This is a genomic window from Spongiactinospora sp. TRM90649 (assembly GCF_029382225.1).
Taxonomy (GTDB): Bacteria; Actinomycetota; Actinomycetes; order Streptosporangiales; family Streptosporangiaceae; genus Spongiactinospora.
On record NZ_JARLTC010000035.1, the window covers coordinates 54,634 to 79,505 of the forward strand.

The window sequence follows — 24,872 nt, forward strand, 5'->3', positions numbered from 1 at the left end:
CACTTCCGATCAACGGAAGTGGCCTTTTCGGCCGCGGGTCAGGGCTGCGGGGTGAGGTCGTGCAGGATGGCCTGGGCGGAGGCGCGGTGGGTGGCCGCCGTGGACGGGTCGGTCCCGGCGAGGACGGCGGCGATGCCCTCGTGGGCCTGGGCCTCGGCGAAGCGGTAGCCGAGTCCGGGGGCCAGCTCCAGCGCGTGGCGGTGCAGCCGCAGTGCCTCGTCGGGCAGACCGGCCAGGCGGCAGGTCTCGGCGTAGCCGTTCAGGAAACGGACCTTCCAGTGTTCCTCGAACAGCTCGTCCAGCAGGGCGAACGTCCGCCGATGGCAGGCGAGCGCCTCGTCGTAGCGGCCGATCCGGCGCAGCGCGACGGCCAGGCAGTGCAGGCACCACGCCTCGTTGTGCCGGTGGCCGTCCTCGCGGGCCAGGGCGAGCGCCTGCTCCAGGTGCCCGATCGCCTCGTCGGGCTCGTCGTCGGCGATGGCCACGCCGAGGGTGAGCCGGGCCGTCAGGGTCGGGGGCCACGCGGGGTCGGCGTGCGGGACGTCCAGGGCCGCGCGGGCCAGTCGGGCCGCCTCCTCGCGGTGACCGAGCTGGAGCAACGCCCATGCCTCGTACGCGGTGGCGTGGGCCGCGCCCATCGGGCAGCCGGAGTCCGCGTACTGCCGGCCGGCCAGCCGGAAGAGGTCCAGGGGCGCTTCGACATCGCCCTCGTCCCAGAGCAGGTAGCCCCGGCGCATGGTCAGCTCCGCCCCGGACCTGGTGGCCCCGGCCTCGGAGACCAGACGGGCCGCCGCCTCGTACGCGGCGCCCGCCTCCGCCATCCGGCCCGCGTTGTATCGGGCGAAGCCGAGATCGCTGTGCGCCTCGGCCAGGTGCAGCGGATCGCCCAGGCGCTGCGCGGCGATCAGCGACCGCTCGAACAGGACGTTGAGGTGCGTCGTGCCGCAGCGCCGGGCGAAGAAGGCCCGCATGACGCGCGGCAGCTCGCACACGTGCGCGTCGGCCCCGGCGGCGGCCGCCGCCTCGAAGACGGCCATGAGATTCGCGTACTCGGTGCCGAACCAGTACAGCGCCGCGTGCTTGCCGGCGAAGGACGGCAGGTCGGCAGGGGGCGGTCCCACGGAGACCTCGTTGCTGAGGGACAGATACGACACCGCGGCGTCGGCGGCGGCCGCCGCGTGCACGTAGTAGTCGAACAGCCGCAGTAGCGCCTGCTCCAGCTCGGCGGGGGAGTCGTGTTCGGTGGCGGCGCGGCGCGCGTGCTGGCGCACCAGGTCGTGCAGCCGGTAGCGGCCGACGGCGGGCTGCTGGACGAGATGCGCGTCGAGCAGATCCTCCAGCGTCTCCCGTGCGTCGCGCAGCGGCATGCCGGTCAGCGCCGCCGCCGCGTACTCGTCGAAGGTCGAACCCGGAAACAGGCCGAGCAGGCGGAAGAAGCGGCGCCGCGCCCGGTCCAGTTGCCGGACCGACATGGCGAACGCCGTGTCGAACTCGCCGGCCCCCTCGGCCATCCGCTCGACGAGGACGCCGACCGTCCAGCCCGGCCGGTGCCGCAGGCGGGCCGCGGCCAGCCGCAGCGCCAGCGGCAGGTGGCCGCACAGCCGCAGCACCTCGGCGGCGGACTCCGGGTCGCGAGCCAGCCGGCCCTCCGACCCGCCGGGGTCGCCGCTGGCGCGCGCCAGCAGCTCGGCGCTCTCCTGCGTGGTCAGCACGTCCAGCGACACCGGGGGCACCTCGTCCAGGCCCAGCATCCGGTTGCGGCTGGTGATCAGCGCGACGGACGGCCCCGCGCCCGGCAGCAGCGGGCGGACCTGATCGGCGTCCACCGCGTTGTCGAGGACCACGACGGCCCGCCGGTGGGCCAGTTCCGACCGCCAGCAGGCGGCCAGCGGCTCGATGCCGCCCTCCTGCGGGATCTTCTCGGACGGCACGTCGAGCGCGGCGAGCAGGGTGCGCAGCGCGGCGTCGGGATCGAGGGGGTCGCGCCCGGCGGTGAATCCGTGCAGGTCCACGTAGAGCTGGGCGTCGGGGTATCCGGCGGTGAGGCCGTGCGCGGCGTGCACGGCCAGGCAGGTCTTGCCGACGCCCGCCATGCCGTCGATGGCGACCACCCGGCTGTCCTCGACCGCGGCGAGCACGGCGGCGAGCGCGGCCTGCCGTCCGGTGAAGTCGGGCACGTCGCGCGGCAGGTCGTTGCGGGGCGGGCGCGGCTCCCCGGCGGGCGGCGACGGGGGATGGACCTGACGGCTCGTCTTCGGCGGCGCGGGCAGCGGGCTCGCCGTCCGCTCCCACAGGGGTCGCAGCGGGCGGGGGTCGCGCTTGACCAGGCGGCAGAGCGCGAGCACCGCCGTCCACGGCGGCGCCGACTGGCCGCTGAGGTAGCGCGACAGCGACGACGAGCTGAGGCCCGTGTCCCGCGCGAGGGCCCGGACGCCGCGCCCGGACAGCTCCTGGAGCAGGCGCAGCCTGGCCGCCAGCTCTTCCTGTGGGTTGGTCTGTCCCGTCACCTGCCGCTGCACGACCACCGTTCCCGTCTTCCTGTCCCACCTTGGTGGAACTTCTCCGGATTGAGTTACCGCTGGTCAGAGCCGCGCCAACTGTCCCAGAGTGTCCCACCGTCGTCGTCATGCTAGGCCCCTTCCGGCTGTTATTGACCCACGCCCCCGAGGGAACGGGGCGCCGATCCGAAAGAGGAGAGATCATCATGAAGTCTCGGATGCAGAACCCCGCCGCCGTCCTGTCCGGTGCGATGCAGCCCATCCAGGACCTCTTCAAGGCCGTGCACTCCGGCGGGGTGTCGGGGGAGATCCTGGAGCTGGTGCACCTGCGGGTCAGCCAGATCAACGGCTGCAGCGCCTGCGTGGACGCCGGCACCAAGTCGGCGCGCAAGGCCGGCGTGAGCGACGAACGGCTGGCCACGGTCGTCGCCTGGCGGGAGACCCCGTACTTCACCGAGGAGGAGCGGGCGGCGCTCGCCCTGGCCGAGGCCGCCACGCGGCTGGCGGACCGTCCCGACTCGGTGAGCGACGAGATCTGGGACGCCGCGGCGACCTACTTCGACGAGAAGCAGCTGGCCGCGATCGTGCTGATGACCGGCGTCACCAACCTGTTCAACCGGCTCAACGCCACGACCCGCCAGATCGCGGGCGCCTGGGGCTGACGGCCCCGAACGCCCGGCAGTCCATGATTCACAGATAGGAGATTCCCGCCATGAGCGAAGCCCGGACGTCCACCTACGACGGATTCACCAAGAAGAGCGAGCGGCGATGAAGGAGCACGCCGCGGATCTGAAGAAGGCCGGGCGCCGGAGACCGAGCTGACCCCCGACGTCGAGGCCCGGATCGGCGACCTCCTCACCAGGGCCCTCCGCTGAACCGGTGAATGGCGGGAAACCCACGGCCGATGGCGTCGTTCCGCCTGGACGGTGACCTCCGGCCATGGCGAGGATCGGTAATGGCTGAAGGGAGAGTCATGTCCACGACAAAGCGATTGCTCGGCGGCCTGATGCTGGCGCTGACCACGGTCACCGCCACCGGAGCCGCCGGTGCGGCCACCGCGAGCGCGGAGTCCGCGGTGGCCGCTCGCGCCGATGACGTCCACGTGCAGTACTGGAGAGGAGTCGCGTTCTATCCGGGGACACCTCAGGGGTGGGCCGACTGCAACGCGGACGGAAAGCTCTGGAAGGACCGCTACAAGTGCGAGCTGTTCGATCCGGGCAACGGGCCCCGCTACCAACTGCAGATCTGGGTGAGCTGAGCCGGGCTCAGCGGGGGCCGCAGATGCCGAGGGCCTTGCCGGCCACGCCGGGGTCCTCGACCGTGTCGAGGAGCGCCATCGCGTAGTCCGCGCGGGACAGGCGCATCGCGCCGCCCGTGGCGTTGGCCTCGAAGTCGATGTGCACCCGCCCGGCGGGAGGCTTGTCGTTGAGCATCGTGGCGCGGGCGATGCTCCAATTCAGGCCGCTGACCTGGAGCATGCCCTCCGCCCTGGCCAGGTCCACGTACACCTGACGGAACATCAGCCACGCAAGGGCCAGGGGCACGCGGGGGCGGGTGGCGGGGACCGAGCGGCCGCTCGTCATCACCACTCGCCGCACCGCGTTCTCGCGCATCGCGGTGATCATGGTGCTCGCGATCAGGCTGGTGCCGACGGCGGCGAGAACCGCGTCCTGTCCTTTCACGGCGGCGCGCACGGTGTCCAGATCGTGCGCGTCGCCTTACCGATATTTCCGGCAAGGAGCTTGTCTCTGTGACCTTCTCCGCCACCCGCTGGGGAGGCTCCGGAAGCGTCGTGGTGGCCTCGCCGTTTCGGGCGGGAAGATATTGGACGGGGTGGGTGATATATCGCTGGGCGTCGATCGATATTCCGACTTGGCGTTAATGTGGATATCGAGGCGCTCTGCGGATAATCGTTCGCCCCGGTGCGGTCTATGGAACGTGTCATATCTGATTTCATACAGGTCAGACCCCGGTAAGGCGAGGTCAAGATGATTCGCCCTGGTCGGGTGCGGGCCGGCCGTCGTGCCCGGTGGTTGCGAATAAAGTTCACGATAAATGCCGCAATGTTGCCGGGGTTGTTTTTTTATGCCTTAGCCGTATAAAACCTTCACGCCATCGCTATGTGCTAGTTCAGCGGGATTCAGTACCACCTACGCTGTCTCCGGTCCGCTGATGGCAAGGGAGGTCACGTGCTCGGAATCGACACCTGCCTGGCTGAGGTCATGGCCATACCGGGAGCCCAGAACGCCATCCTGGTCGATCAGACCAGTGGCATGGCCGTGGCCTTCACCGGTGCCGTGGGGGTGGACGCCGATCGGCTGGCCGCCGCGCTGACCGAGGCGTTGCGGGCCACCACGGACGGCCTCGCCCGTTCGTGTCCCGGGGAGGCCGTCCGCATCGACGACATGCTCGTCACCACCGACCGGGGGTATCACCTGCTCCGGCCGTTGGACACGGTCGTCGAGGGGCCGCTGGTGATCCACGTCCGGCTTGATCGGGAACGTTCGAACCTGGCCCTCGCCCGCCATCGCCTGCGCTCCATCTCCGGCCAGATGACGTCGTGAGCCATGGCCAGGCTCGACGAGCTGCTGACCGGGCTCGCGCGCGAACGCGCCACCGGCGCGCTGCGCCTCGGGGCGGACGGCACGATCTTCCTTTCTGACGGACGGGTTACATACATGGAGTGCGCCCAGACGCCGGGCGTCGAGCGGATGCTCGTCGCCGCGGGACGGATGACCGAAACGGCGCTGAGGGATCTCCGGGCGGACGGCGGTTGCGAGCGGCTGCTCGCCGAGGGCCGCGTCACACGCACCGAACTGCAGTACGCCGTGCTCGGCGTGATCCTCGACGCGGCCTTCTTCCTGCTGCCGGTCAGCGGTGCGCGGCCCAAGTTCCGCCCGGGGGAGCGGCACTGGCTGGGCGGGCAGTGCTTCCTCGACGTGGCCGGGCTGCTGCGGGAGTGCCACCGCCGGGGCGTGTATCTGGCGGAGATCTGGCCGTGCGCGGACATGGACGCGGTGCCGGTACGGCCGGTCGGGCGATTACCCGGCCACGGCGTCACGCTGAGCGGGGTCGAGTGGGAGGTCCTGGTCAGGGCCGACCAGAGGACGACCCCGCTCGAACTGGCCGAGCAGGCGGGGCGGTCGGGCTACGCGGTGCTGCTGGCGGTCCGGCGGCTGGCGGCGGCGGGGCTGCTGGTACGGCCCAAGCCCGGCCCCGAGGCCATGCCCGAGTCCGAGTCCGGGTCAAAGTCCGATACCGAGCCCGGGTTCGGTCGCGGGGGTGAAAGGGGCGCGGCGGCGGGGATCTTCGCGGCGCCCACGGTGGTGGACGAGCCGGCAGAGGACGGCGGGCTGCCGCGTCGTGCGCGGCGGCCGTACGAGCGGGAGGCGGGTGGTCCCGAGACGGCGTCGGCCGTGCTCCGGCCGATCGGCCCGCCCACCAACGGGGATCCGACCGATCTGGCGCTGCTGATGCGCCTGAAGAAGGCGCTGGAGGAGCTGTCGTGAGGTTCCTCTCGCTCAGGAGGAGGCCGCGGGTGGAGTTGCAAGGAGAGGTTCTGGAGGAGATGGCGCTGCTGCGCAAGCGCGCGCCGGACGTGAGCGGCAGCGTCGTCTGCAGCGTGGACGGCCTGCGGATCGCCTCCGACCTCGCGGGAGACCACGGCGAGCAGGCCGCGGCGCTGTCGGCCGCGATGCTCGCGATGAGCGGGCGGATGCTGACCATGACCGGCCGAGGGGCCTTCGAGGAGACGCTCATCTCGGGCTCCGCCGGTTTCGTGGCCTGTTACGCCGCCGGCCCCACCGTCGTCCTCACAGTCCTGGCCGGACCCGGCGCGAACGTCGGGCTGCTGCGGCTGGAGGGCAGAAGAACGGCTGCCGGAGTGGCCGCCGTCGTAGCACGCGAACCCTGATCGAAACCCGACAACACCCAACAACACCGGAAGAAACACGTGCCCTGGCGGCACAGGAGGAGGAATCGATGGCCGGCATGGATGTCTCCCTCAAGGAGATGATGGCGATCGACGGCGCGCTCGGCGCGGTGATCGTCGATCACGGCAGCGGTATGGCACTGGGCACCCTGGGCGGCTCGAAGGACCTGGATCTGCAGGTCGCCGCCGCGGGCAACACGGAAGTGGTCAAGGCCAAGCTGCGCACGATGGACTCGCTCGGTCTCAAGGACAACATCGAGGACATCCTGATCACGCTGAGCGGTCAGTACCACATCATCCGGCCGATCACGGGGCGCGGAGGGAAGGGGTTGTTCCTCTACCTGGCGCTCGACCGCGCTCGCGCGAACCTGGCCATGGCCAGGCACCTGCTCCGGGGGATCGAGGAGCGTCTGGAGGTCTGACCCGGGTGAGAGCGTGGGCGGTTCGCCTCCATCCCAGTCAGCGGGCCGCCCACAACCCCGGAAAACGGAGACCGATATTCCGGCGGAGCCGGTAAATGATCTACCGTTCGGCGCGCCCAGATCACCGCTCGGCGCGTGAGGCACCCCGTTCATCGCGGTCCGATCGATCACCTTCTTGGCGCTGTGCAGGCGCTCGCTTAGGTTGCGGGCAGCTTTGTCCAGCGAGTGTGACGTATGCGGGGTTCGCTACTCGGTGTCACTTTAGTGGGATTCATCCCCCAAGTAATGACATCGTCCCCTCCTGCGCGCGTTCGCTGGCACGGCCAGCCGTTTAGGAGGACAGGCATGGCTCGAAGAAGCCGGGGACGACTCATCGGGGCGTCCGTCGTGAGCGTGGCGGCGTTGCTCGCCGTCACCACCGCGACGCCCGCGAGTGGCGCGAATCCCTCGTCGGACCGATCACATGGCAGCAGAACGATCAAAGTAACCGTGACCGAGGGCACCAGCATGGCGGTCACCGCCGCTTCCGGCGGCAGGACCATCGTCATGGACCTCCAGGGGATCCTGCACAGCGTCGCGGGCTCCGGGGGCACGGCCAGGGCCTTCGGTGACCCCTTGCTCGATCCTTTCTGGCCGGACTTGTCACCGGACGGCGGCAGCGTCGCCGTCCAGTCGTTCGCGGATGGCATGTTCCACATCTGGACCGTTTCCCTGAAGAACGGCACCGCCAGGCAGCTCACCAGCGGGGAGTATGACGACCTCCAGCCCGCCTGGTCCCCTGACGGAAGCAAGATCGCCTTCTCGTCCGCCAGGGCGGGCAACGGTGACATCTGGATCGTTGACGTCGCGAACGGTCAGCTCAAGCGGGTCACCTCGGCGTCCGTGGAGGAGACCCAGCCCACCTGGTCGCCCGACGGGAAGAGCATCGCCTACGTCCGCGAAAACGTCGTGGAGAGCGTCGACCTGGCGACCGGCGCGGTGAAGACGCTCGTCCCCAGCAAGACCGGCGCCCTGGCGGCCCCCTCCTGGTCGCCGGACGGCGGCAAGATCGCGTTCCTGCGCACCGAGAGCGGGGCGCGCAGGCTCAAGGTCTCCTCGGCGCCCGGCGAGGAGACGACCGTCGGCGACCTGACCGACGTCTACTCGTTCCCGCCCTCGTGGATCTCCGCCGAGGAGCTGCTCTACTCGGGCAACGGCAAGATCGTCGTGTCCAAGGCGGCCACCGGCGAGACCCGCCGGGTGCCGTTCGCCGCGACGTTCACCCTGGAGCGGCCGGTCTACGACCGCAAGGAGTACGACTTCGACTCGAACGGCCGCCGCGACGTGCGCGGCATCGTCGGGCCCGCGCTGTCCCCCGACGGCCGCGAGGTGCTCTACAAGGCGCTCAACGACCTGTGGGTGCAGCCGGTGGGGCGCGGCAACGCGCGCAAGCTGACCGACGACGACTTCTACGAGATCGACCCGGTGTGGTCGCGCGACGGCAAGAAGATCGCGTACGCCTCCGACAAGGGCGGCACGATGGACCTCTGGGTCCGCGAGCTGTCCAACGGACGTGAGCACCGGGTCACCTCGCTGCCGGGCGCGGAGATCGCCCCGGCCTGGTCGCCGGACGGCAAGCGCCTGGTCTTCCAGGACCAGGGCGGCAAGACGTTCCTGGTGAACGCCGACGGCGGCGCCGCCCCAGCCGAGCTGCTCGGCACCCGCACCGCCCCCGGACGGCCGAGCTGGTCCGCCGACGGCCGCACGGTCGCCCTGTCCGTCTCCGCCGGCTCGCGCAACCAGATCGAGCTGGTGAACGTCGAGGCCAGGACGAGCAAGGTGGTCGAGCCCGCGCCGTGGCGGTCGATCTCCGTCCGCGGTGACGACGGCCCCGCCTGGTCGCCCGACGGCCGCTGGTTCGCCTTCATCATGGAGACCACCCTGTGGGTGCTGCCGGTCAACCCCGACGGCACGCCCGCCGGTCAGGCCAGGCGGCTCACCGACAAGCCGAGCGACGCCCCCTCGTGGAGCGGCGACAGCAAGACCCTGCTCTACCTGGAGAACGGCGAGCTGCGCACGATCTCCAGGGACGGCGGCCGGTCGAACGCCGTCAAGACCGGCGTGAGCTACCAGCCCGCGCAGCCCAAGGGCCGCGTCGTCATCCACGCGGGCAAGATGTGGGACGGCAAGAGCGACAGCCTGCGCGCCAACGTGGACATCACCGTCGTCAAGAACCGGATCACCGACGTCAGCCCGCACCGGCCGGGGCCGCACCCGCCCGGCTGGAAGGTGATCGACGCCTCCGACCGGACCGTCATGCCCGGCCTCATCGACATCCACTACCACCAGCAGCTCCAGTCCAAGTTCTACGGCGACCGCCAGGGCAGGCTCCTGCTGTCCTACGGCATCACCACCACCCGTTCCACCGGCGACCAGGCGTACCGCGCGGTCGAGGACCGCGAGGCGGCGCAGGCCGGCGCGCGGATCGGCCCGAGGCACTTCCTCACCGGTGAGATGCTGGAGGGTTCCCGCCTGTCGTGGGACTTCGCCCGGCCGGTGATGAACGAGCGGCAGCTCGACCTGGAGTTCTCCCGCGCCAAGGCGCTGGACTTCGACCTGATGAAGACCTACATGCGGTTCCCGTTCAAGATGCAGGCGGAGGTCGCCAAGCGCGGCCACAAGCTGGGCATCCCGACGACCTCGCACTACCTGAGCCCGGGCATCGGGCACGGCGTGGACATGCAGGAGCACCTGTCCGGCCCGACCCGGTACAACTTCTCGTTCTCCCGCAACGTCTCGCAGGGCGTGGTGTACGACGACGTCGTCAAGCTCCTCGGCAAGGGCGGCTTCCCGCTCAGCACGACGCTGTTCGCCTCCAGCGCGCTGCTGGCGGACGACCCGGGCATGGTCGACGACCCGCGGGTCAAGTCCCTCTACACCGGCTGGGAGCAGGACATCCTGGACGGCGAGCTCAAGTGCGCCCTCGGCACGGGCCCCTGCGGGTTCCTCTCGGGCAACATGGCGTCGGCGCAGCGCTCGGTCGAGCAGTTCAAGAAGATCATGGACGCGGGCGGGACGGTGCTCGCCGGCACGGACGGCCCGCTGGACAACCCGGCGGTCAGCCTGCACCTGAACCTCCGGTCCATGGTCAAGTTCGGCATCTCGCCGGTGAAGACGCTGCAGAGCGCGACGCTGGCGAACGCCAAGGCGCTGGGCATCGAGAACGACCTCGGCAGCGTCGAGCGCGGCAAGCTGGCCGACCTGATGTTCATCGAGGGCGACCCGCTGGCGGACATCAACAGCCTCGCCAACGTGCGTGACGTGATGACCAACGGCATGGTGCACAACGTGACCGACCTGATGGCGCCGTTCTCCGGCGAGCGGGCGACCGCGTCGCCCACCGGGCTGGCGGCTCCCCAGCCGTCGGAGGAGAACCACGCGCACTGATGTGAGTCCCTGAGGGGGCGCCTCAAGGGGGCGGGGTCGTGACGGCCTCCGCCCCCTTTCCCGTACCCCGGGCAGGACCGGTATACCCCGGGGGGTACATTGAAGGCGGAGGTGAGGCACGTGGACATGGACGCGGCCGTGCTGGCCGACGCCTTGACCAGGCTCAAGCGGGCCCACGGGCAGCTTGGCGGGGTGATCGCGATGATCGAGAACGCCGATGACTGCGAGCGGGTGCTGACGCAGCTCGCGGCGGTCTCCAAGGCCATCGACCGGGCCGGTTTCAAGATCATATCGACCGGGTTGCAGCAGTGTCAGGCGGCGCGGGAGCGCGGCGAGGAACCGCCGATCGACCCCGAGCGGCTGGAGAAGCTGTTCCTGGCCCTCTCCTGAACCGCTCCGCGGGCGCCTGACGTGGCATGACCTCCGCTCACCGGGTAGGTGAGCGGAGACCGCGAAACGCGGGCGGCCGTCCCTCCTTGAAATACCCCCCCGGGTATATGCGTTAGGAAGTGAGAAATGATGACGATCCAGGTCGAGGTGATAGAGACCTTCTCGCTGGGCGACCGCAGCTACCTGGCCCACGACGGGCGGGTGGCGCTGGTGGTGGATCCGCAGCGCGACATCGACCGGATCCTGGCCCTGGCCGGACGGCTCGGCGTACGCGTGACCCACGTGGCCGAGACCCACCTGCACAACGACTACGTCTCCGGCGGCCTCGCGCTGGCCAGGGTCACCGGCGCGACCTACCTGGTCGGCGGCGCCGACGAGGTGGACTTCGACCGGCTGCCGGTGGCCGACGGCGACGAACTCGCCCTCTCGGAGGCGATGAGCCTGCGCGCCGTGGCCACGCCGGGGCACACCTTCCACCATCTTTCGTACATCCTTTCGGGTCCCGGCGGGCCGGAAGGGGTGTTCACCGGCGGCTCGCTGCTGTTCGGCACCACCGGTCGTACCGATCTGCTCGGCGCCGAGCACGCCGACACGCTGGCCCACCACCAGCACGCCTCGGTGCGTCGGCTGGCCGATCTGCTGCCCGACGGCGCGCAGGTCTGGCCCACCCATGGCTTCGGCAGCTTCTGCGCCGCGACCCAGTCCGACGCCCCGGCCTCCACCGTCGGCCGCGAGCGGCTGGCCAACCCGGCGCTGCGGCTGACGGCCGGCGACTTCGTCGCGCAGACCCTTGCCGGGCTCGACATCTACCCCGCCTACTACGCCCACATGGGGGCCCGCAACCGCGCCGGGGCCGACCTGATCGACCTGTCCCCGGCCGCCATCGCCGACCCCGCCGAGCTGCGCGAACGCATCGAGGCGGGGGAGTGGGTGGTGGACCTGCGCTCGCGCAAGGCGTTCGCGCAGCGGCACCTGGCGGGCACGCTGAGCTTCGGCCTCGACGGGCCGATGGCCACCTGGCTGGGCTGGATGGTCCCGTGGGGGACGCCGATCACGCTGCTCGGCGAGAGCCCGGAGCAGGTCGCCGCCGCTCAGCGGGAGCTGGCGCGGATCGGCGTCGATCGCCCGGCCGCCGCCGCGGCCGGGGGCCCGGAGGAGTGGGCGGCCGGTGACGAGACCCGGCTGGGCGACCTGACCGTCGCGACGTTCGCCGACCTGGCCGCCGCCCGCGCCGGGCGGGCCCCGCGCGGCCTGCCGTCGCCCGATGTGGTGCTGGACGTGCGCCTGCCGGGCGAGTGGCGGGCCGGGCACATCGAGGGCGCGGTGCACATCCCGCTGCCCGAGCTGCCGAAACGCCTGGCCGAGGTGCCGGGAGGCCCCGGCGGCCCCGGCGGCCCCGGCGGCACGGTCTGGGTGCACTGCGGCTCCGGCTACCGCGCCGCCGCCGCGGCCGGCCTGCTGGTCAGGGCCGGACGGCGTGCCGTCCACATCGACGACGCCTACGCCCACGCCGCCGAAGCCGGGCTTTGACCGGAAATCAAAAGAAGGAGAACGGTATGACCGCCGCACTGGACGCAGCCACGCTGCGCGTGCTGCTGGAGTCGGGCGATCCGCCCCGGCTGATCGACGTGCGCACGCCCGGTGAGTTCGAGACCGCCCACCTGCCCGGCTCCCGCAACGTGCCGCTCGACCTGCTGCGCGAGCACCGCGACGAGGTGCGCGCCCACCTGGACGAGCGGGCGGTGCTGCTCTGCGCCTCCGGCCAGAGGGCCGAGACGGCCGGGCGGCTGCTCGCCGAGGCGGGCCTGCCCGGCCTGCGGGTGCTGAGCGGAGGGGTCGGCGCCTGGCGGGCGGAGGGCGGCCAGGTCACCACGGGCCGCCCGCGCTGGAGCCTGGAGCGCCAGGTCCGGCTGACGGCGGGCGGCATCGTCCTCGGCTCGGTGGTGACCAGCGCGGTGCTGCCCCGGGCCAAGTGGGTCGCGGCGGCCATCGGCGGCGGGCTGACCTTCGCCGCGGTGTCCGACACCTGTGCCATGGGCTCGCTGCTGGCCAGGCTTCCGTACAACCGGGGCCCGCGGACCGACATCGCCGCCGTCCTGGCCACCCTCGCCGACGCCAGGCCCTGACCGGGGGCGGAGATGATTCCGGCGCTCCTGCTCGGAGCGGTGATCGGGGTGCTGCTGGGGCTGCTGGGCGGCGGCGGGTCGATCCTGGCGGTGCCCGCCCTCGTCTACGGCGCGGGGCTGCCGCTCGCCTCGGCGGTGCCCGCGTCGCTGCTGGTGGTGGGTGTCACCTCGGCCACCGCGCTGCTGCCCAGGATCCGCGCCCGGCAGGTGCGCTGGCGCGTCGGCGCGATCTTCGGCGGCGCGGGCGCGGTGGCCGCCTTCGGCGGGGCGGCGCTGGGACGGCTGCTGCCGCCACAGGCCGTCCTGGTCGGTTTCGCCGTGCTCATGGTGGCCGCCGGGTGGCGGATGCTGGCCGAGCGGGCCGCCATGGGCGGGGCGTGCGCGCTGCCGGGCGGCGGCGTGAACTGGCGGAGCTGCCTGCCCAAGGCCGTCGCCGCCGGTGCCGCCGTGGGCGTGCTGACCGGCCTGTTCGGGGTCGGCGGCGGTTTCCTGGTGATCCCGGCCCTGGTGCTCGGGCTGGGGCTGCCGATGACCGCCGCCATCGGCACCTCACTGCTGATCGTGCTGGTCAACGCGGTGGCGGGCTTCGCCGCCCACGTCGGCGAGGCCACCCTCGACTACGGCGTCGTCGCCGTGTTCACCGTCGCCGCCGTGGCCGGTTCCCTGGCCGCCACCCGGTTCGGCGACCGCCTCGACCCGGTACGGCTGCGCCGCTGGTTCGCTTACCTGGTCTTCGCCGTGGCCGCCTTCGTCGCCGTCGCCGCGCTGGCGAACCCGGCGGCCCTGACCGGCTGACTCAGCGCCTGGCGAGCGGCGAGTCCGCCTCGTCGGACGGCTTGGGGATGGCGTCGGCGTTCTGGTCTAGGCGGCGCAGGGAGAGTGGTAGGGCTCGCCGGGCACGTACCGCTCCCATTCCTGCCGGGTCAGCGTGCGCCCGGCCAGGTCGCAGAGCGCGTCCGCCATGTCATCCGGCCTTTCGGCCGCCACCGGCAGGGTCCACACCCGGACGGTGTCGTCCATGCTCGCGGTGACCAGCAGCCCGCCGCCAGGGGCGAAGGCGACGTCCCTCACCTCGGCGGTGTGCCCGGAGAGCGCCGGTCCGAGCCGTAGCTGGGTGGCGACGTCCCACAGCCGGACCTCGCCGCCGGTGTCGGCCGTGGCCAGCACGTTCCCGCCGGGGTCGAAGACGACGCGGGACGCGCGGGCGAACGGCTGCCCGATCTGCCGCCGGGTGGCGGCGTCCAGCACGCGGCCCGTCGTGCCGCCGACCGCGAGGAGCCTGCCGTCAGGGCTGAACGCGGCGCTCTGCACGCCCGGGACGGCGGCGCCGGTGCGGGCCTGGGTGGCGGTGTCCCAGAGCTGTAGCCCGTTCTCGCGGCCGACCGTGGCGAGGCGCTTGCCGTCGGGGGTGAACAGCAGGTCCTCGGTGGCCTCGACGGGGATGGCCCGGCCGACCTGGCGGCGGGTCCGCGCGTCCCACAGCCGCACGTCGCTCGCGGCGGTCGCCAGCAGCGTGCCGTCCGGGCTGAAGACCGTGCGATACGGGGCCAGATCACCCGGCAGGTCGGTGCCGTCGACGTACCGGCGCCTGACGGCGTCCCACCAGTCGATCCGGCCGCCGCTGACCACGGCCAGCAGCGTGCCGTCCGGGCTCAGCGCGGACGACGCGGTGACACCGTTGTTGCCCCGGGCCTTCAGCCGGGCGAGGGTTTTGCCGGAGGACGTCTCCCACAACCGGACCGCGTCCTCCGCCGTGCCGAGCAGCGTCCTGCCGTCGGGGGCGTAGGCCACCTCCAGCCCGTTGTGGTCGTCGAGGGAGTAGGGCGTTCCGCGCTGGCGGTGCACCGCCGGGTCCCAGATCCGCAGCTCGTCGAGCCCCGGCGCGGCCAGCGTGCCGTCCGCCGGGCTGAAGGCCAGTTGCTGCGCGCGGAACTCCGGACCGGCCAGTGGCCGCCCCGCTGCCCGGCGGGCGGCCACGTCCACCAGCCGGACGTCACCGTCGACGGAAACGGCGAGAGTCGTTTCGCCGGGTGCGAAGGCGACCGCACCGCCGCCGGGCAGCGGCCCGCCGACGGGACGGCGGGCGGCCACGTCCCAGAGGGTCAGATCCTTGGTCGAGACGGCCAGCAGCCCGCCGCCGAAGGCCAGCGCCGGAGTGGTGGACGCGCGCCCGGTGGGCAGCAGGGCGACCTGCTCGCGGGTGGCCGCGTCGAACAGCCGGGTGTTGGCGTCGGCGGCGTGCACGGTGGCGAACAGCTCGCCGTCCCGGGTGAAGACGATCGCGTCGGCGCGGGGGAGGGAATCGCCGACCTGACGGCGGGAGGCCACGTTCCACAGCCGCGTGCGCGTCCCGCCGGTCGCGATCCGCTTGCCGTTGTGGGAGAAGGCCACCGCCGTGTCGCCGGGCAGCGGCTCGCCGTTCGGCTGCCCGTTCGCGGCGTCCCACAGGCGGACGTCGGTGGAGGCCGCCGCCACGAGCCTGCCGTCGGGGCTGAAGGTCACGGAGGTCACGGCACCCGGAGCGCCGGTCAGCACGCGGATCCTCCGGTGCGTGGCGGCGTCCCACAGCTCCACGGGTCCCTCGTCGGTGCCGACGGCGAGCGTCCGGCCGTCGGGGCTGTAGGCGACCGAGCTGACGGACCGGGGCGCGGCGTACCGCGCGGGCTGGGCCAGGGCGTTGCGCAGGCCGTACCGGGCCTCGGGTGTGTGCGCGTACTCCCAGGCGGTCACCGCCAGCAGTTGGGCCGCGCCGGGGTCCACCTCGGCCAGGCTCGCACTGCGCAGCGCGAGCTGCCTGGACAGCGCCTGGCGCTTGGCCGCGTCGGCGGCCACCCGCTCCCGGTCGGCCCGGGAGGCGTAGAGGACGGCCGCGCCCGCGCCGACCAGGGCCACCACCAGCAGCGTGACCAGCGTGATCACGGCGGCGCGGCGCACCCGCCCCGCGCGGATCTCGGCCCGGTCGCTGGCCGCCAGGAAGTCGTTCTCCAGCGAGGTCAGCGTGATGTGCCGCCGCTCCTCCGCCGCCCAGCGCCTGGCCGACTCCAGCCTGCTGCCGCGTAGCAGGTCGCCGTCGCGGTGCCCGTGCCTCCCCCAGTGCGCGGCGGCGCCCGCCAGCTCCGCCGCGAGCGGCAGCCCGCCGCGCTCGGCGTCCACCCACGTGCGCAGGCGCGGCCAGGCGCGCAGCACCGCCGGGCGTGACAGGACGACCTTGCCGTCCCGCTCGCTGATCACGTAGGAGAACACCCGCAGGATCCGCTCGACCTGCGGCCCATTGCCCAGCCTGGACGAATCCGCCGGTACCGGCGTCTCGGCGCCGTCGTCGCCCACCGCGACCAGCCGCAGGAACACCCCGGGCACCAGTGCCCGTTCGGCCTCGGACAGCGCGGTGTACGCCTCCTCGGCGATCGCGCCGAGCCCCGGGTCGCGGTGCGCGTCCTGGCGCATCTGCCCGGCGCGGTCGCCGCCCGCGCTCAGCAGCCCGGCCTCGCCGTGCCCGCTGACCAGGGCCAGCAGCAGTTCCCGCGCGGTCGGTCTGGCCTGCGGCTCCTTGGTCAGCGCCGCCGCCACCAGGGGGCGCAGCGCGGGCGTGAGATGGCCGAGGTCCGGCGTGGCGGTCAGCACCTGGTGGATCACCGCGCCGGTGTTGCCGCCCCGGAAGACGTCGTGGCCGAGCGAGGCGAACAGGACCACCGCCCCCCAGGCGAAGACGTCGGCGGGCGCTCCCGCCCGGTGGCCGTTGAACGCCTCGGGCGCCATGTACGCCGGGGTGCCGACGACCACACCGGTCGAGGAGAGGGACATCTCGTCGGTGCGTGAGATGCCGAAGTCGATGACGCGGGGGCCGTCCGGGCCGAGCAGCACGTTGTCCGGTTTGAGGTCGCGGTGGACCACCCCCGCCTCGTGGATGGCCGCCAGCGCGGTGGCGACCGCCGTCGCCAGCCGGTGCAGGTCGTCGCCCTCGAAGGACCGGCCCTCGCGTACGGCGCGGCGCAGGCTGGGCCCCGGGACGTACTCGGTCACGATGAACGGCCGCGGCCCGTCCGTCTCGACGTCCAGCACGCGTGCCGTGCAGAAGGAGGCGACCCGGCGGGCCGCGGACGCCTCGCGGGCCAGACGTTCGCGCAGCGCGGGGTCGCCGGTCGTGTGCAGTGCCTTGAGGGCCACCCGGCCGCCCGAAGAATCGTAGGCCTCGTATACCACGCCCTGGCCGCCCTCACCAAGGCGTCCGGCGAGCCAGTACTGCCCGATACGTTCATCCACGAGAGGTTGGATGCCGGTCGTCCCCGGAAGGTTGCGCCCATCGGGCCGGATTCGCGATCAGGGTGCCACGAGGCCCGCCGAGTAGGCGATGATGACGAGCTGGACCCGGTCGCGGGCGTCGAGTTTGGCCAGCAGCCGGGTCATGTACGCCTTGACGGTGGTCACGCTGATGGACAGCTCGGCGGCGATCTCGGCGTTCGACAGGCCCCGGCCGACCAGCGTCAGCACTTCGCGCTCCCGGTCGGTCACGCCGTTCAGCGGGCGCGGTCGCGGAGCCGCGGGCTCGGCGCGGGCGGCGAACTCCGCGATCAGGCGGCGGGTGACGCCGGGCGCGAGCAGCGCGTCCCCGGCGGCCACCACGCGGATCGCGCTGAGGATGTCGTCCAGGTCCATGTCCTTGACGAGGAACCCGGACGCCCCGGCGCGCAGCGCGCCATAGACGTTCTCGTCGTCGTCGAAGGTGGTCAGCATCAGGACGCGCGTCCCCGAACCGCTGCCGGTGATCAGCCGGGTGGCGGCGACGCCGTCCATGCCGGGCATCCTGACGTCCATCAGCACGACGTCGGGGCGCAGGTCCTCGGTGAGGCGCACCGCTTCGCCGCCGGTCGCGGCCTCCCCGGCCGTCTCCAGGTCCGGGGCCTCGGCGATGACCATCCGCAGCGCGGCCCGGACCAGCGGCTGGTCGTCGGCCAGCAGGACGCGGACGGTCACCCCGCCTCCGGCAGGGGAAGCCGCGCGGCCACCCGGAACCCGCCGCCGGGGCGCGGGCCCGTGGACAGCACGCCGTTCAGCAGCGCCACCCGTTCGCGCATCCCGGCCAGGCCGTAGCCGGAGCCGCCGCCGCCCCGGCCGCGCCCGCGTCCCTCGTCCAGGACCTCGATGGACAGCTCCTCGTCGCGGTACTCGACGACCACCTCGCACGAGCCGGTTCCGGCGTGGCGGACCACGTTGGTGACCGCCTCCTGGATGAGCCGGTAGGCCGACACGTCGATCTCGCCGGGCAGCGGACGGCACTCGCCCACCCGGCGCACCTCCACGCGGACCCCGGCGCCGGTGGTCGTCGCGGCCAGCCGGTCGAGGTCGGCCAGGCCCTGGGCGTCTCCGCTGGAACCGTCCGACTCGCGCAGCGCGACGAGCATCCGGCGCAGCCCCGACAGCGTCTCCCGGCCGACCTTCTCGATCTCGCCCAGCGCGGCCTCGGCCCGCTCGGGGCGGGTCGCGATGACCCGCCGCGCCGCGCCCGCCTGCAGGGCGATGATGCCGACGCTGTGCGCCACCATGTCGTGCAGCTCGCGCGCGATCCGCAGCCGCTCGCCGGTCACCGCCTGCTCGGTGAGCTGCCTGGTGTGCTCCTGCGCTTGCCCCGCCGACCGGCCGATCAGCCAGGCGATCACGGTCACCAGCGCCACCGCCACCTCGGCCGAGGTGCCCACGGTCCACCCGATGAGCCCGCGTGTCACGACATATCCAGCCAGTACGGCGAGCGCCATCGCCAGCGCGACGACCGCGTCCCGCCGGGGGCGGGTGGCGGCGATGTAGTAGAGGGCCACGTTGACGGCCAGGTACTGGGCCATCGGGATCTCCGCCACGCTGAGCGGGATGCTCGCCAGCGCCGCCGCGGCGAGCAGGAAGGCCAGGGAGCCCAGCGGGCGGCGGGAGAGCGACACGGCGCCGACGAGCGCGGTGGCGGTGGCCAGACCGAGGTTCAGCAGGCCGTCCCAGCGGTAGAGGAGCACCCCGGGAGTCATCGAGGGGGCGACCTCGCCGGGCAGCCGGACCCGCATCAGGAACGTGAACGCCAGCCCGGCGCACCAGGCGACCATCGCCCAGGCTCCGGGCGGCACCCGCTTGAAGGCCGGCGGCGGCGGTACGGCGTCCATCCGCCGATGGTAACCAGCGCCCCCAGCCCCGGACATCGGGCCACGGTCGTACACCCACGGTCTACCCCACCAGGCCGAATGCCACCAACGGTCCGATGCGATGGTCCCCCCACTCCGGCACCGTCACTCCCATGCCCCGACCCAACCTCCCCCATCCCCCCGACACCCCCCACCCGCCACGGCCATCCCCTTCGCCCCACCGGGGCGGGGGTGTCCTGCGGCGGTGGGGGGTGGGGGGAGTCGTGGTGGTGGTGTTGGTGGTGGGGGTGGTGGGGGTGGCGCGGCCTTCGGTGGTGGGCGCTCCGGTGCCTGTGGAGGGTGGGGGGTTGGGGGCGCTCAGCGCCGGGGCGTTGGCCGGGCGGTATGACGCTGGGCGGCGTGCCGTGGTGGCGGCCGAGCGGGTGGCGGCGGCGAACGGGGACCGCTGGCGGGCCGGGATGCTCCGGGCCATGGCGGACCCGGCCCGCCACTACCTGAGCTTCGACGGGCGTGACGGCGGCCGGGTCGTGGAGGTCGTCGGCGATCTCGCGACGGCCGAGCGGATCGCCGTCCTGGTCCCCGGCTCGGACACCAACCTGGACAAGTACGGCCTGCTGCGCGGCGGTTCGGTACGGCTCGCGGAGCGGCTCGGTCCGCGCTCCGCCGTCGTCGCCTGGCTCGGCTACCGGACCCCCAGCGTGCTGAGCCTCGCCGCCCTGACCCCCGGCCGCGCCGAGGAGGCCGCCCCCGCGCTGCGCGCGTTCACGCGGGAGCTCGCCGCCGCCCGCCCCGCCGCGCGGATCTCCCTGGTGTGCCACTCCTACGGGGCCGTCGTCTGCGCCAAGGCCGCGCCGGGCGTGGGGGACGCCGCCGCGGCCGTCGTCCTCTACGGCAGCGCCGGAGTCGCTGCCGGGCACGTCGCCGCCCTCCGCACACGGGCCGCCGTCTGGACCGGCCGGGCCGCGCGCGACTGGATCGGGAACGTGCCGCACGTCAGCGTCCGGCTGCCGTTCGCCGAGGTCGGGTTCGGTCGGGACTCGGTCTCCCCGGCGTTCGGCGCGCGGGTCTTCGCGGCGGGCGGCGGCGGCCACAGCGACTACCTGCGCCCCGGCCTCGCCCTCGAGAACATCGCCCGCATTGTCATGGGCCAGGCTCCCCATGCGTGACCACCACGCCGGACCCGTCGGGGTGGCCGCGCGCGTGGCGGCGGCGACGCCGGATGACCGCGATCGCGGCGTGGACGGCCTGCGCGCGCTGGCGGTCTGCGGGGTGGTGCTCGGCCACTGGATGGTGACCGCGTTGATCGCCGACAGCGGGACGATCCGCGTCACCAGCCCGCTGAAGTTCCTCCCCCAGCTCACCCCGCTCTCCTGGATCCTCCAGACGATGGCCGTGTTCTTCCTGGTGGGCGGCTGGATGGCGGCGCGGAGCCTGGCCTCGGGCCGCCGCTCCTACCGGACCTGGCTCGCGGTCCGGATGGCCCGGTTGTTCCGGCCGGTGGCCGCGCTGGTCGCGGTGTGGGCCGTGGTGGCGTTCGCCGCGCTGGCCGCCGGGGCCGACAGTGCCACCGTCCTGGCGCTGCTCAAGCTGATGTACGGCCCGCTGTGGTTCCTGCTGGTGTTCGCCGTGCTGACGGCCACGACCCCGCTGGTGGCCAGGTTGCACCCGGCGTGGCCGCTGGCCGTCGTGGCGGTGGCGGATCTGGTCAGGTTCGGGCTCGGCGGCCCGGCGTGGGCCGGGTGGGTCAACCTGGTGGCGGGCTGGCTGGTGCCGTACTGCGTCGGGACGGCCTGCGCCCGCCAGGGGCCGCCCGGCCGTGCCACCGCCTGGACGCTCCTGCTCGGCGGCACCGCCGCCACCGCCGCGCTCGTCTTGTGGGCCGGTTACCCGGCCTCCATGGTCGGCGTGCCCGGCGCGCCGGTCTCCAACCAGTCGCCGCCCACGCTCGCCGCCGCCGCGTTCGGCCTGGCGCAGTGCGGCGCGGCACTGCTGCTGCTCGGCCCGCTGCGCAGGTGGCTGCGCCGTCCGGCGGCGTGGGCGGTGGTGGCGCTGGCCAACCTGTCCGCGATGACGATCTTCCTGTGGCACCAGACGGCGATGATCGCGGTCAGCCTCCTCACGCTGCTCGGCGGTGAGCGCCTGGAGGGCCTGCACACCGTGCCCGACCACGCGGGCTGGCCGCCGGCCCGCCTGGCCTGGCTCCCGGTGTTCGCGGCGGCCCTGCTGCTGTGCCGCGCCGCGTTCCACGCCCACGAGCGCGGGCGTATCCGGACCACCCCGACCGTGATCACTTAGAGCACTTGTGGAGCGCGCGTTCGAGTTCGTCGGCCAGCCAGGCGGCGGCCGTGCCGTCGATGCCGTCCTCGCGCCACCCGACGACCAGGTCCCATGAGCCGTCCGGCTGGGGGACGGCCTCCAGCAGCAGTTCCATGGAGGTCCTCGGCGGGCGGACACGCAGCGGGGTCAGCGTCACCCCATCGCCGAGCGGCCCGTGCGGCGGCGGGTTCTGCAGCACCGCCCACGCCTGGAACCACGGGTGCCGCTCGCGGCCCGGCCGCAGCGCCGTGGCCAGCGCGTCGAACGGCGTGCGGGAGTGCTCCAGGGCGTCGAGCACCCCCTCGGCCGAGGCGCGCAGCAGGTCCGGCGGGGTGCGATCCGGCACACCGGTCAGCGGGACGGCCAGCGGATTGACCGTGTAGCCGACCATGTTCTCCAGCTCGGGCACCATCCGGCCGGAGGTCACCGTGCCCAGGCACACGTCGTCCACGCCGAAGGTGCGCGCCAGCGCCAGCCCGGTGACGGCGAGCAGCCCCGCGACGGGCGGCCCGCCGTACCGGCCGGAGTTCTGGGCCAGCGCCGCGACGGTGCCCGGCCCGGCCCGCAGCACTCGTTCCAGCCGCCGCGCCTCGCCCTGCCCGGCCGGGGCGGGCAGGAACGGCGGCGGTGCCGACGCCAGCACCCGCCGCCAGTAGGGCAGGTCCGTCTCCGTCCACCGCGCCAGGCCGGCCCGCTCCCATTCGGTGTAGGCGGCGTAGGCGAGCGGGGGCGTCTCGCGGGGCCGCCCGGTGTAGGCGGCGCGCAGGTCGCCCGCGAACACGCCCTCCGACCAGCCGTCGAAGGCGATGTGGTGGAACCGCAGGCACAGCAGGTGCCGACCGGGCCCGAGACGGCACAGCCGGGCGCGCAGCGGGCGCTCGTCGTCCAGCCAGGACGGGGTGTCCCACCAGTCGGCGGTGATCCGCTCGGCGACCTCGCGTGGCCCGGCCGTCTCGTGGCCGTCCGAGGCCGGGACGGTCTCCAGCGCGAGATCGCCCTTGTCCAGCACCCGCGCGACCGGGTGCTCGGCCTCCCACGGGTAGACCGTCCGCAGGATCGGGTGCCGGGACGTCACGTCGTCCAGCGCGCGGGCCAGGCGGGCGGTGTCCAGCGGGCCGTCCAGCGCGTAGGCCAGCACTATCAGGTTGTCGGCCTCGCCGGGGGAGAGCTGCTCGGCCACCCAGAACCGGCGCTGGGCGTGGGACATCGGCGCCCGCTCCGCCCCTTCGCCGAAGGACGCCTGCGCGGTGTCGGGCTCGCGTCCGGCGGCCAGGATCCGCTCCGTCGTGCGCAGCCGGTAGACGTCGCGGACGGTGATCCGGCGCGCGGTCCGCCTGCTCAGGCGGGCGGCGAGGCGGACGGCGTCGAGCGAGGTCAGGCCCGCCTCGATCAGGTCGAGGTCGCCCGGCAGGTCGCGTTCCCACAGCGGCGCCCGCGCGCCGGCGCGCTCGGCGAGCAGTTCCCGCACCGCCGCCTGGTCGGTCTTGCCGGTGGCGCCGAGCGGCATCCGGGGGATGTGCAGCAGGACGGCGGGGACCATCCCGGAAAGGAGTCTGCGGGCGGCGAAGGCGCGTAGCTCGGCGGGGTCCACCGGCTCGCCGTCCGAGGTGGTGTAGGCGCAGGCGACCTCGGGGCGCTCGGGGGTGGTCTCGACGCGCAGCACGCAGGCGGTGGCGACCCTCGGGTGCGCCTCCAGCACGCCCTCGACCTCGCCTGGCTCGATCCGCAGTCCCCGGATCTTGAACTGGCGGTCGGCGCGGCCCCGGTAGCGCAGGTTCCCCTCGGCGTCGCGGACGGCCAGGTCGCCGGTGTGGTAGTGGCGCACGCCGTCGATGTCGAGGAATCGGCGCGCGGTCTCCTCCGGATCGGCCAGGTAGCCGAGCGCCAGGCCGTCGCCGGAGACGGCGATCTCGCCTTCCTCACCGGGCCGTCCGTGCTCGTCGATGAGGAGTACGCCGGTGCGCGGGACCGGCCGGCCGATCGGGATCTCGGTGGAGTCGTCGGCGATGTCGGCGGGGCGGATCACGTGGGTGGTGGTGAAGATGGTGCTCTCGACCGGGCCGTAGCCGTTGACCATGCGCAGGCCGGGGAAGCGCCGCAGGACGGCACGGGCGTGCGGCACCGAGACCCGCTCGCCGCCCACCATGAGCAGTCTGACCCCCGCGAACAGGCCGGAGTCCTCCTCGGCGAGCACGTTGAACAGCGAACTGGTCAGCCACAGGGTGTTCACGTCGCGCTCGATGGCGGCACGCAGGGTGGCGGCGTCGAGGGTGCGCGCGCCCCTGCCGACCAGCACGCACCGGCCGCCGTTGAGCAGCGGGGCCCACAGTTCGAGCGACATGCCGTCCCAGGGGAGGGGGGCGGACTGCATGAGCACGCTGGTGGCGTCGAGTGGCAGCGTGGGGCAGTTGACCAGCGTGCGGATCGTCCCACGATGCGGGGAGATCACCCCCTTTGGCCTGCCGGTGGAGCCGGACGTGAAGAACACACACGCGGCGTCCGCCCCGGTGCCGACCGGTGGGACGTTCTCGTCGGTGGGCAACTCCGTGAGCAGGCCCTCGGTCAGGACCAGGGGCGCGCCCGCCCGCGCGAGCACGTCGTCGGCGCGCTCGCGCGGCCAGTCCGGGTCCATCGCGATGTAGGACGCCCCGGCTTCGAGCACGCCGAGCAGCGCCACCACCAGCTCGGGGGACCGCTCGACGCGGACCGGCACGTGATGGCCGGGACCGACGCCGCGCCCGCGCAGCCCGGCCGCCACCCGCCCGGCGGCGGCGCGCAGCCCGGCGTAGGTGAGCGTGCGATCGTCCTGGCGCAGGGCGACGGCCTCGGGGGTGCGCGCGGCGTGGTGGTACACGGCGCGCTCGATGCGCTCGCCGTACGCGTAGGGGCCGGCCGTGCTCATGTGTCGTGCGGCCATTCGGCGATCCAGCGTCCGATGAGCGAGGCCACCGCCGAGGGCTGCTCGCCGAGCAGGAAGTGCCCGCCGTCCGTCTCGGCGAACGCGGTCTCCTTGGCGTGGACGGCCCAGCCGCGCACGGCCTCGCGGTCGCACCCCGGATCGCCGGGGGAGTGCAGCACCAGTACCGGGCGGTCCAGCGGGGGGCCGCCGGAGGTCCGGTAGGACGCCAGGGCGGCGAAGTCCGCGCGCAACGCGGGCACCAGCAGCTCCAGCAGGTCGGGCAGCTCCGCCACCTCGGCGGGGACGCCGCCGAGCCGGACCACCTCCTCGGCGAACCGCTCGTCGGGGAGCGTGGTGTCGGGGCCGGACGCCACGCCGTCCGGAGGCGGACTGGACAGCACGACCAGACCCGCCAGATCCTCCCCGCGCCTGCGCAACAGCCGCGCCGCCTCGAACGCCAGCTTCGCGCCCGAACACTGCCCGGCCAGCACCAGCGGCACACCGTGCGGCGGCATCGCGGACGCGGCGGCGACCACGTCGTCCACCATCTCCGCGAACCCGGACGGCGGGTCGTCGGCGAACCGGCTCTCCCGCCCGCCGAACAGCACCGCCCCGACCGACCAGGCGGCGGGGGCCGCGTCCCTGAACCGGTTCGCGGTGGCCGCGCCACCCCCGGCGTGCGGCACCACGAGCAGCCGGACCTTTGGGGAGTTCGGCGGATGTTCCGGCATGACCAGGGACTCCA

19 protein-coding genes and 1 pseudogene are annotated in these 24,872 nt (G+C 73.3%); 13 read left to right on the forward strand and 7 right to left on the reverse strand.

All coding sequences use genetic code 11. The features are described from left to right. Nucleotides 1-38: 38 nt before the first annotated feature. Entirely contained in the window at nucleotides 39-2,525 is a 2,487-nt protein-coding gene (locus P3X83_RS34155; protein WP_277309459.1) for a tetratricopeptide repeat protein, read from the reverse strand. A 179-nt stretch (nucleotides 2,526-2,704) separates the two neighbouring features. Here P3X83_RS34155 and P3X83_RS34160 point away from each other — a divergent pair, with 179 nt between their 5' ends. Continuing rightward, on the forward strand, nucleotides 2,705-3,160 hold the full coding sequence (locus tag P3X83_RS34160; protein WP_277309460.1) for a carboxymuconolactone decarboxylase family protein: 456 nt from the start codon (nucleotides 2,705-2,707) through the stop codon (nucleotides 3,158-3,160). A gap of 311 nt (nucleotides 3,161-3,471) precedes the next feature. Continuing rightward, complete coding sequence (locus P3X83_RS34165; protein WP_277309461.1) at nucleotides 3,472-3,756, forward strand: hypothetical protein; 285 nt, start codon at nucleotides 3,472-3,474, stop codon at nucleotides 3,754-3,756. A gap of 7 nt (nucleotides 3,757-3,763) precedes the next feature. Here P3X83_RS34165 and P3X83_RS34170 read toward each other — a convergent pair. Next, nucleotides 3,764-4,204, reverse strand: a pseudogene (locus tag P3X83_RS34170) (NAD(P)-binding oxidoreductase); the annotation flags it as partial. Between the two features lie 483 nt (nucleotides 4,205-4,687). On the opposite strand from P3X83_RS34170, the gene P3X83_RS34175 reads away from it, so the two are divergent. The 9 genes from P3X83_RS34175 (at nucleotide 4,688) to P3X83_RS34215 (ending at nucleotide 13,588) form a co-directional block, all read left to right on the forward strand. Then, nucleotides 4,688-5,062, forward strand: a complete 375-nt coding sequence (locus P3X83_RS34175) for a roadblock/LC7 domain-containing protein (RefSeq protein ID WP_277309462.1) — start codon at nucleotides 4,688-4,690, stop codon at nucleotides 5,060-5,062. 3 nt (nucleotides 5,063-5,065) lie between these two features. Continuing rightward, complete coding sequence (locus P3X83_RS34180; RefSeq protein ID WP_277309463.1) at nucleotides 5,066-6,007, forward strand: hypothetical protein; 942 nt, start codon at nucleotides 5,066-5,068, stop codon at nucleotides 6,005-6,007. Nucleotides 6,008-6,036: 29 nt separating this feature from the next. Beyond that, the gene (locus P3X83_RS34185) at nucleotides 6,037-6,411 is read left to right on the forward strand and encodes a roadblock/LC7 domain-containing protein (protein WP_277309464.1); all 375 of its coding nucleotides are present in this window, start codon (nucleotides 6,037-6,039) and stop codon (nucleotides 6,409-6,411) included. A gap of 68 nt (nucleotides 6,412-6,479) precedes the next feature. After that, on the forward strand, nucleotides 6,480-6,851 hold the full coding sequence (locus P3X83_RS34190; protein WP_277309465.1) for a hypothetical protein: 372 nt from the start codon (nucleotides 6,480-6,482) through the stop codon (nucleotides 6,849-6,851). A 345-nt stretch (nucleotides 6,852-7,196) separates the two neighbouring features. After that, the gene (locus P3X83_RS34195) at nucleotides 7,197-10,277 is read left to right on the forward strand and encodes an amidohydrolase family protein (RefSeq protein ID WP_277309466.1); all 3,081 of its coding nucleotides are present in this window, start codon (nucleotides 7,197-7,199) and stop codon (nucleotides 10,275-10,277) included. 120 nt (nucleotides 10,278-10,397) lie between these two features. After that, nucleotides 10,398-10,667, forward strand: a complete 270-nt coding sequence (locus P3X83_RS34200; protein ID WP_277309467.1) for a metal-sensitive transcriptional regulator — start codon at nucleotides 10,398-10,400, stop codon at nucleotides 10,665-10,667. 126 nt (nucleotides 10,668-10,793) lie between these two features. Then, nucleotides 10,794-12,197 carry an MBL fold metallo-hydrolase gene (locus P3X83_RS34205; protein ID WP_277309468.1) on the forward strand — a complete coding sequence of 468 codons (1,404 nt, stop codon included), beginning with the start codon at nucleotides 10,794-10,796 and terminating at the stop codon, nucleotides 12,195-12,197. A 26-nt stretch (nucleotides 12,198-12,223) separates the two neighbouring features. Continuing rightward, a complete protein-coding gene (locus tag P3X83_RS34210; RefSeq protein WP_277309469.1) occupies nucleotides 12,224-12,793 on the forward strand; it encodes a rhodanese-like domain-containing protein in 570 nt (189 codons plus the stop codon). A 12-nt stretch (nucleotides 12,794-12,805) separates the two neighbouring features. Beyond that, the gene (locus P3X83_RS34215) at nucleotides 12,806-13,588 is read left to right on the forward strand and encodes a sulfite exporter TauE/SafE family protein (protein WP_277309470.1); all 783 of its coding nucleotides are present in this window, start codon (nucleotides 12,806-12,808) and stop codon (nucleotides 13,586-13,588) included. Between the two features lie 66 nt (nucleotides 13,589-13,654). Here P3X83_RS34215 and P3X83_RS34220 read toward each other — a convergent pair whose 3' ends face one another. Genes P3X83_RS34220 through P3X83_RS34230 form a run of 3 tightly spaced genes read right to left on the reverse strand, consistent with a single transcriptional unit; the run spans nucleotide 13,655 to nucleotide 18,933 of the window. Next, complete coding sequence (locus tag P3X83_RS34220) at nucleotides 13,655-17,053, reverse strand: protein kinase (protein ID WP_277309471.1); 3,399 nt, start codon at nucleotides 17,051-17,053, stop codon at nucleotides 13,655-13,657. A gap of 57 nt (nucleotides 17,054-17,110) precedes the next feature. Next, complete coding sequence (locus P3X83_RS34225) at nucleotides 17,111-17,764, reverse strand: response regulator transcription factor (RefSeq protein WP_277309472.1); 654 nt, start codon at nucleotides 17,762-17,764, stop codon at nucleotides 17,111-17,113. Next, nucleotides 17,761-18,933, reverse strand: coding sequence for a sensor histidine kinase (locus tag P3X83_RS34230; RefSeq protein ID WP_277309473.1), 1,173 nt, complete (start codon nucleotides 18,931-18,933; stop codon nucleotides 17,761-17,763). Before P3X83_RS34230 ends, P3X83_RS34225 begins: the two co-directional genes overlap by 4 nt. 245 nt (nucleotides 18,934-19,178) lie before the next feature. On the opposite strand from P3X83_RS34230, the gene P3X83_RS34235 reads away from it, so the two are divergent. Both P3X83_RS34235 and P3X83_RS34240 read left to right on the forward strand, forming a co-directional pair. After that, nucleotides 19,179-20,078 (forward strand): alpha/beta hydrolase, encoded by a 900-nt coding sequence (locus P3X83_RS34235; protein WP_277309474.1) that lies wholly within the window; start codon nucleotides 19,179-19,181, stop codon nucleotides 20,076-20,078. Next, complete coding sequence (locus P3X83_RS34240; RefSeq protein ID WP_277309476.1) at nucleotides 20,071-21,207, forward strand: acyltransferase; 1,137 nt, start codon at nucleotides 20,071-20,073, stop codon at nucleotides 21,205-21,207. The genes P3X83_RS34235 and P3X83_RS34240 overlap by 8 nt, the downstream gene beginning before the upstream one ends. Here the strand turns inward: P3X83_RS34240 and P3X83_RS34245 are convergent. Beyond that, complete coding sequence (locus P3X83_RS34245) at nucleotides 21,200-24,145, reverse strand: AMP-binding protein (RefSeq protein WP_277309477.1); 2,946 nt, start codon at nucleotides 24,143-24,145, stop codon at nucleotides 21,200-21,202. The genes P3X83_RS34240 and P3X83_RS34245 overlap by 8 nt on opposite strands. After that, nucleotides 24,127-24,858 carry a thioesterase domain-containing protein gene (locus P3X83_RS34250; RefSeq protein WP_277309478.1) on the reverse strand — a complete coding sequence of 244 codons (732 nt, stop codon included), beginning with the start codon at nucleotides 24,856-24,858 and terminating at the stop codon, nucleotides 24,127-24,129. Before P3X83_RS34250 ends, P3X83_RS34245 begins: the two co-directional genes overlap by 19 nt. Nucleotides 24,859-24,872 lie beyond the last annotated feature (14 nt).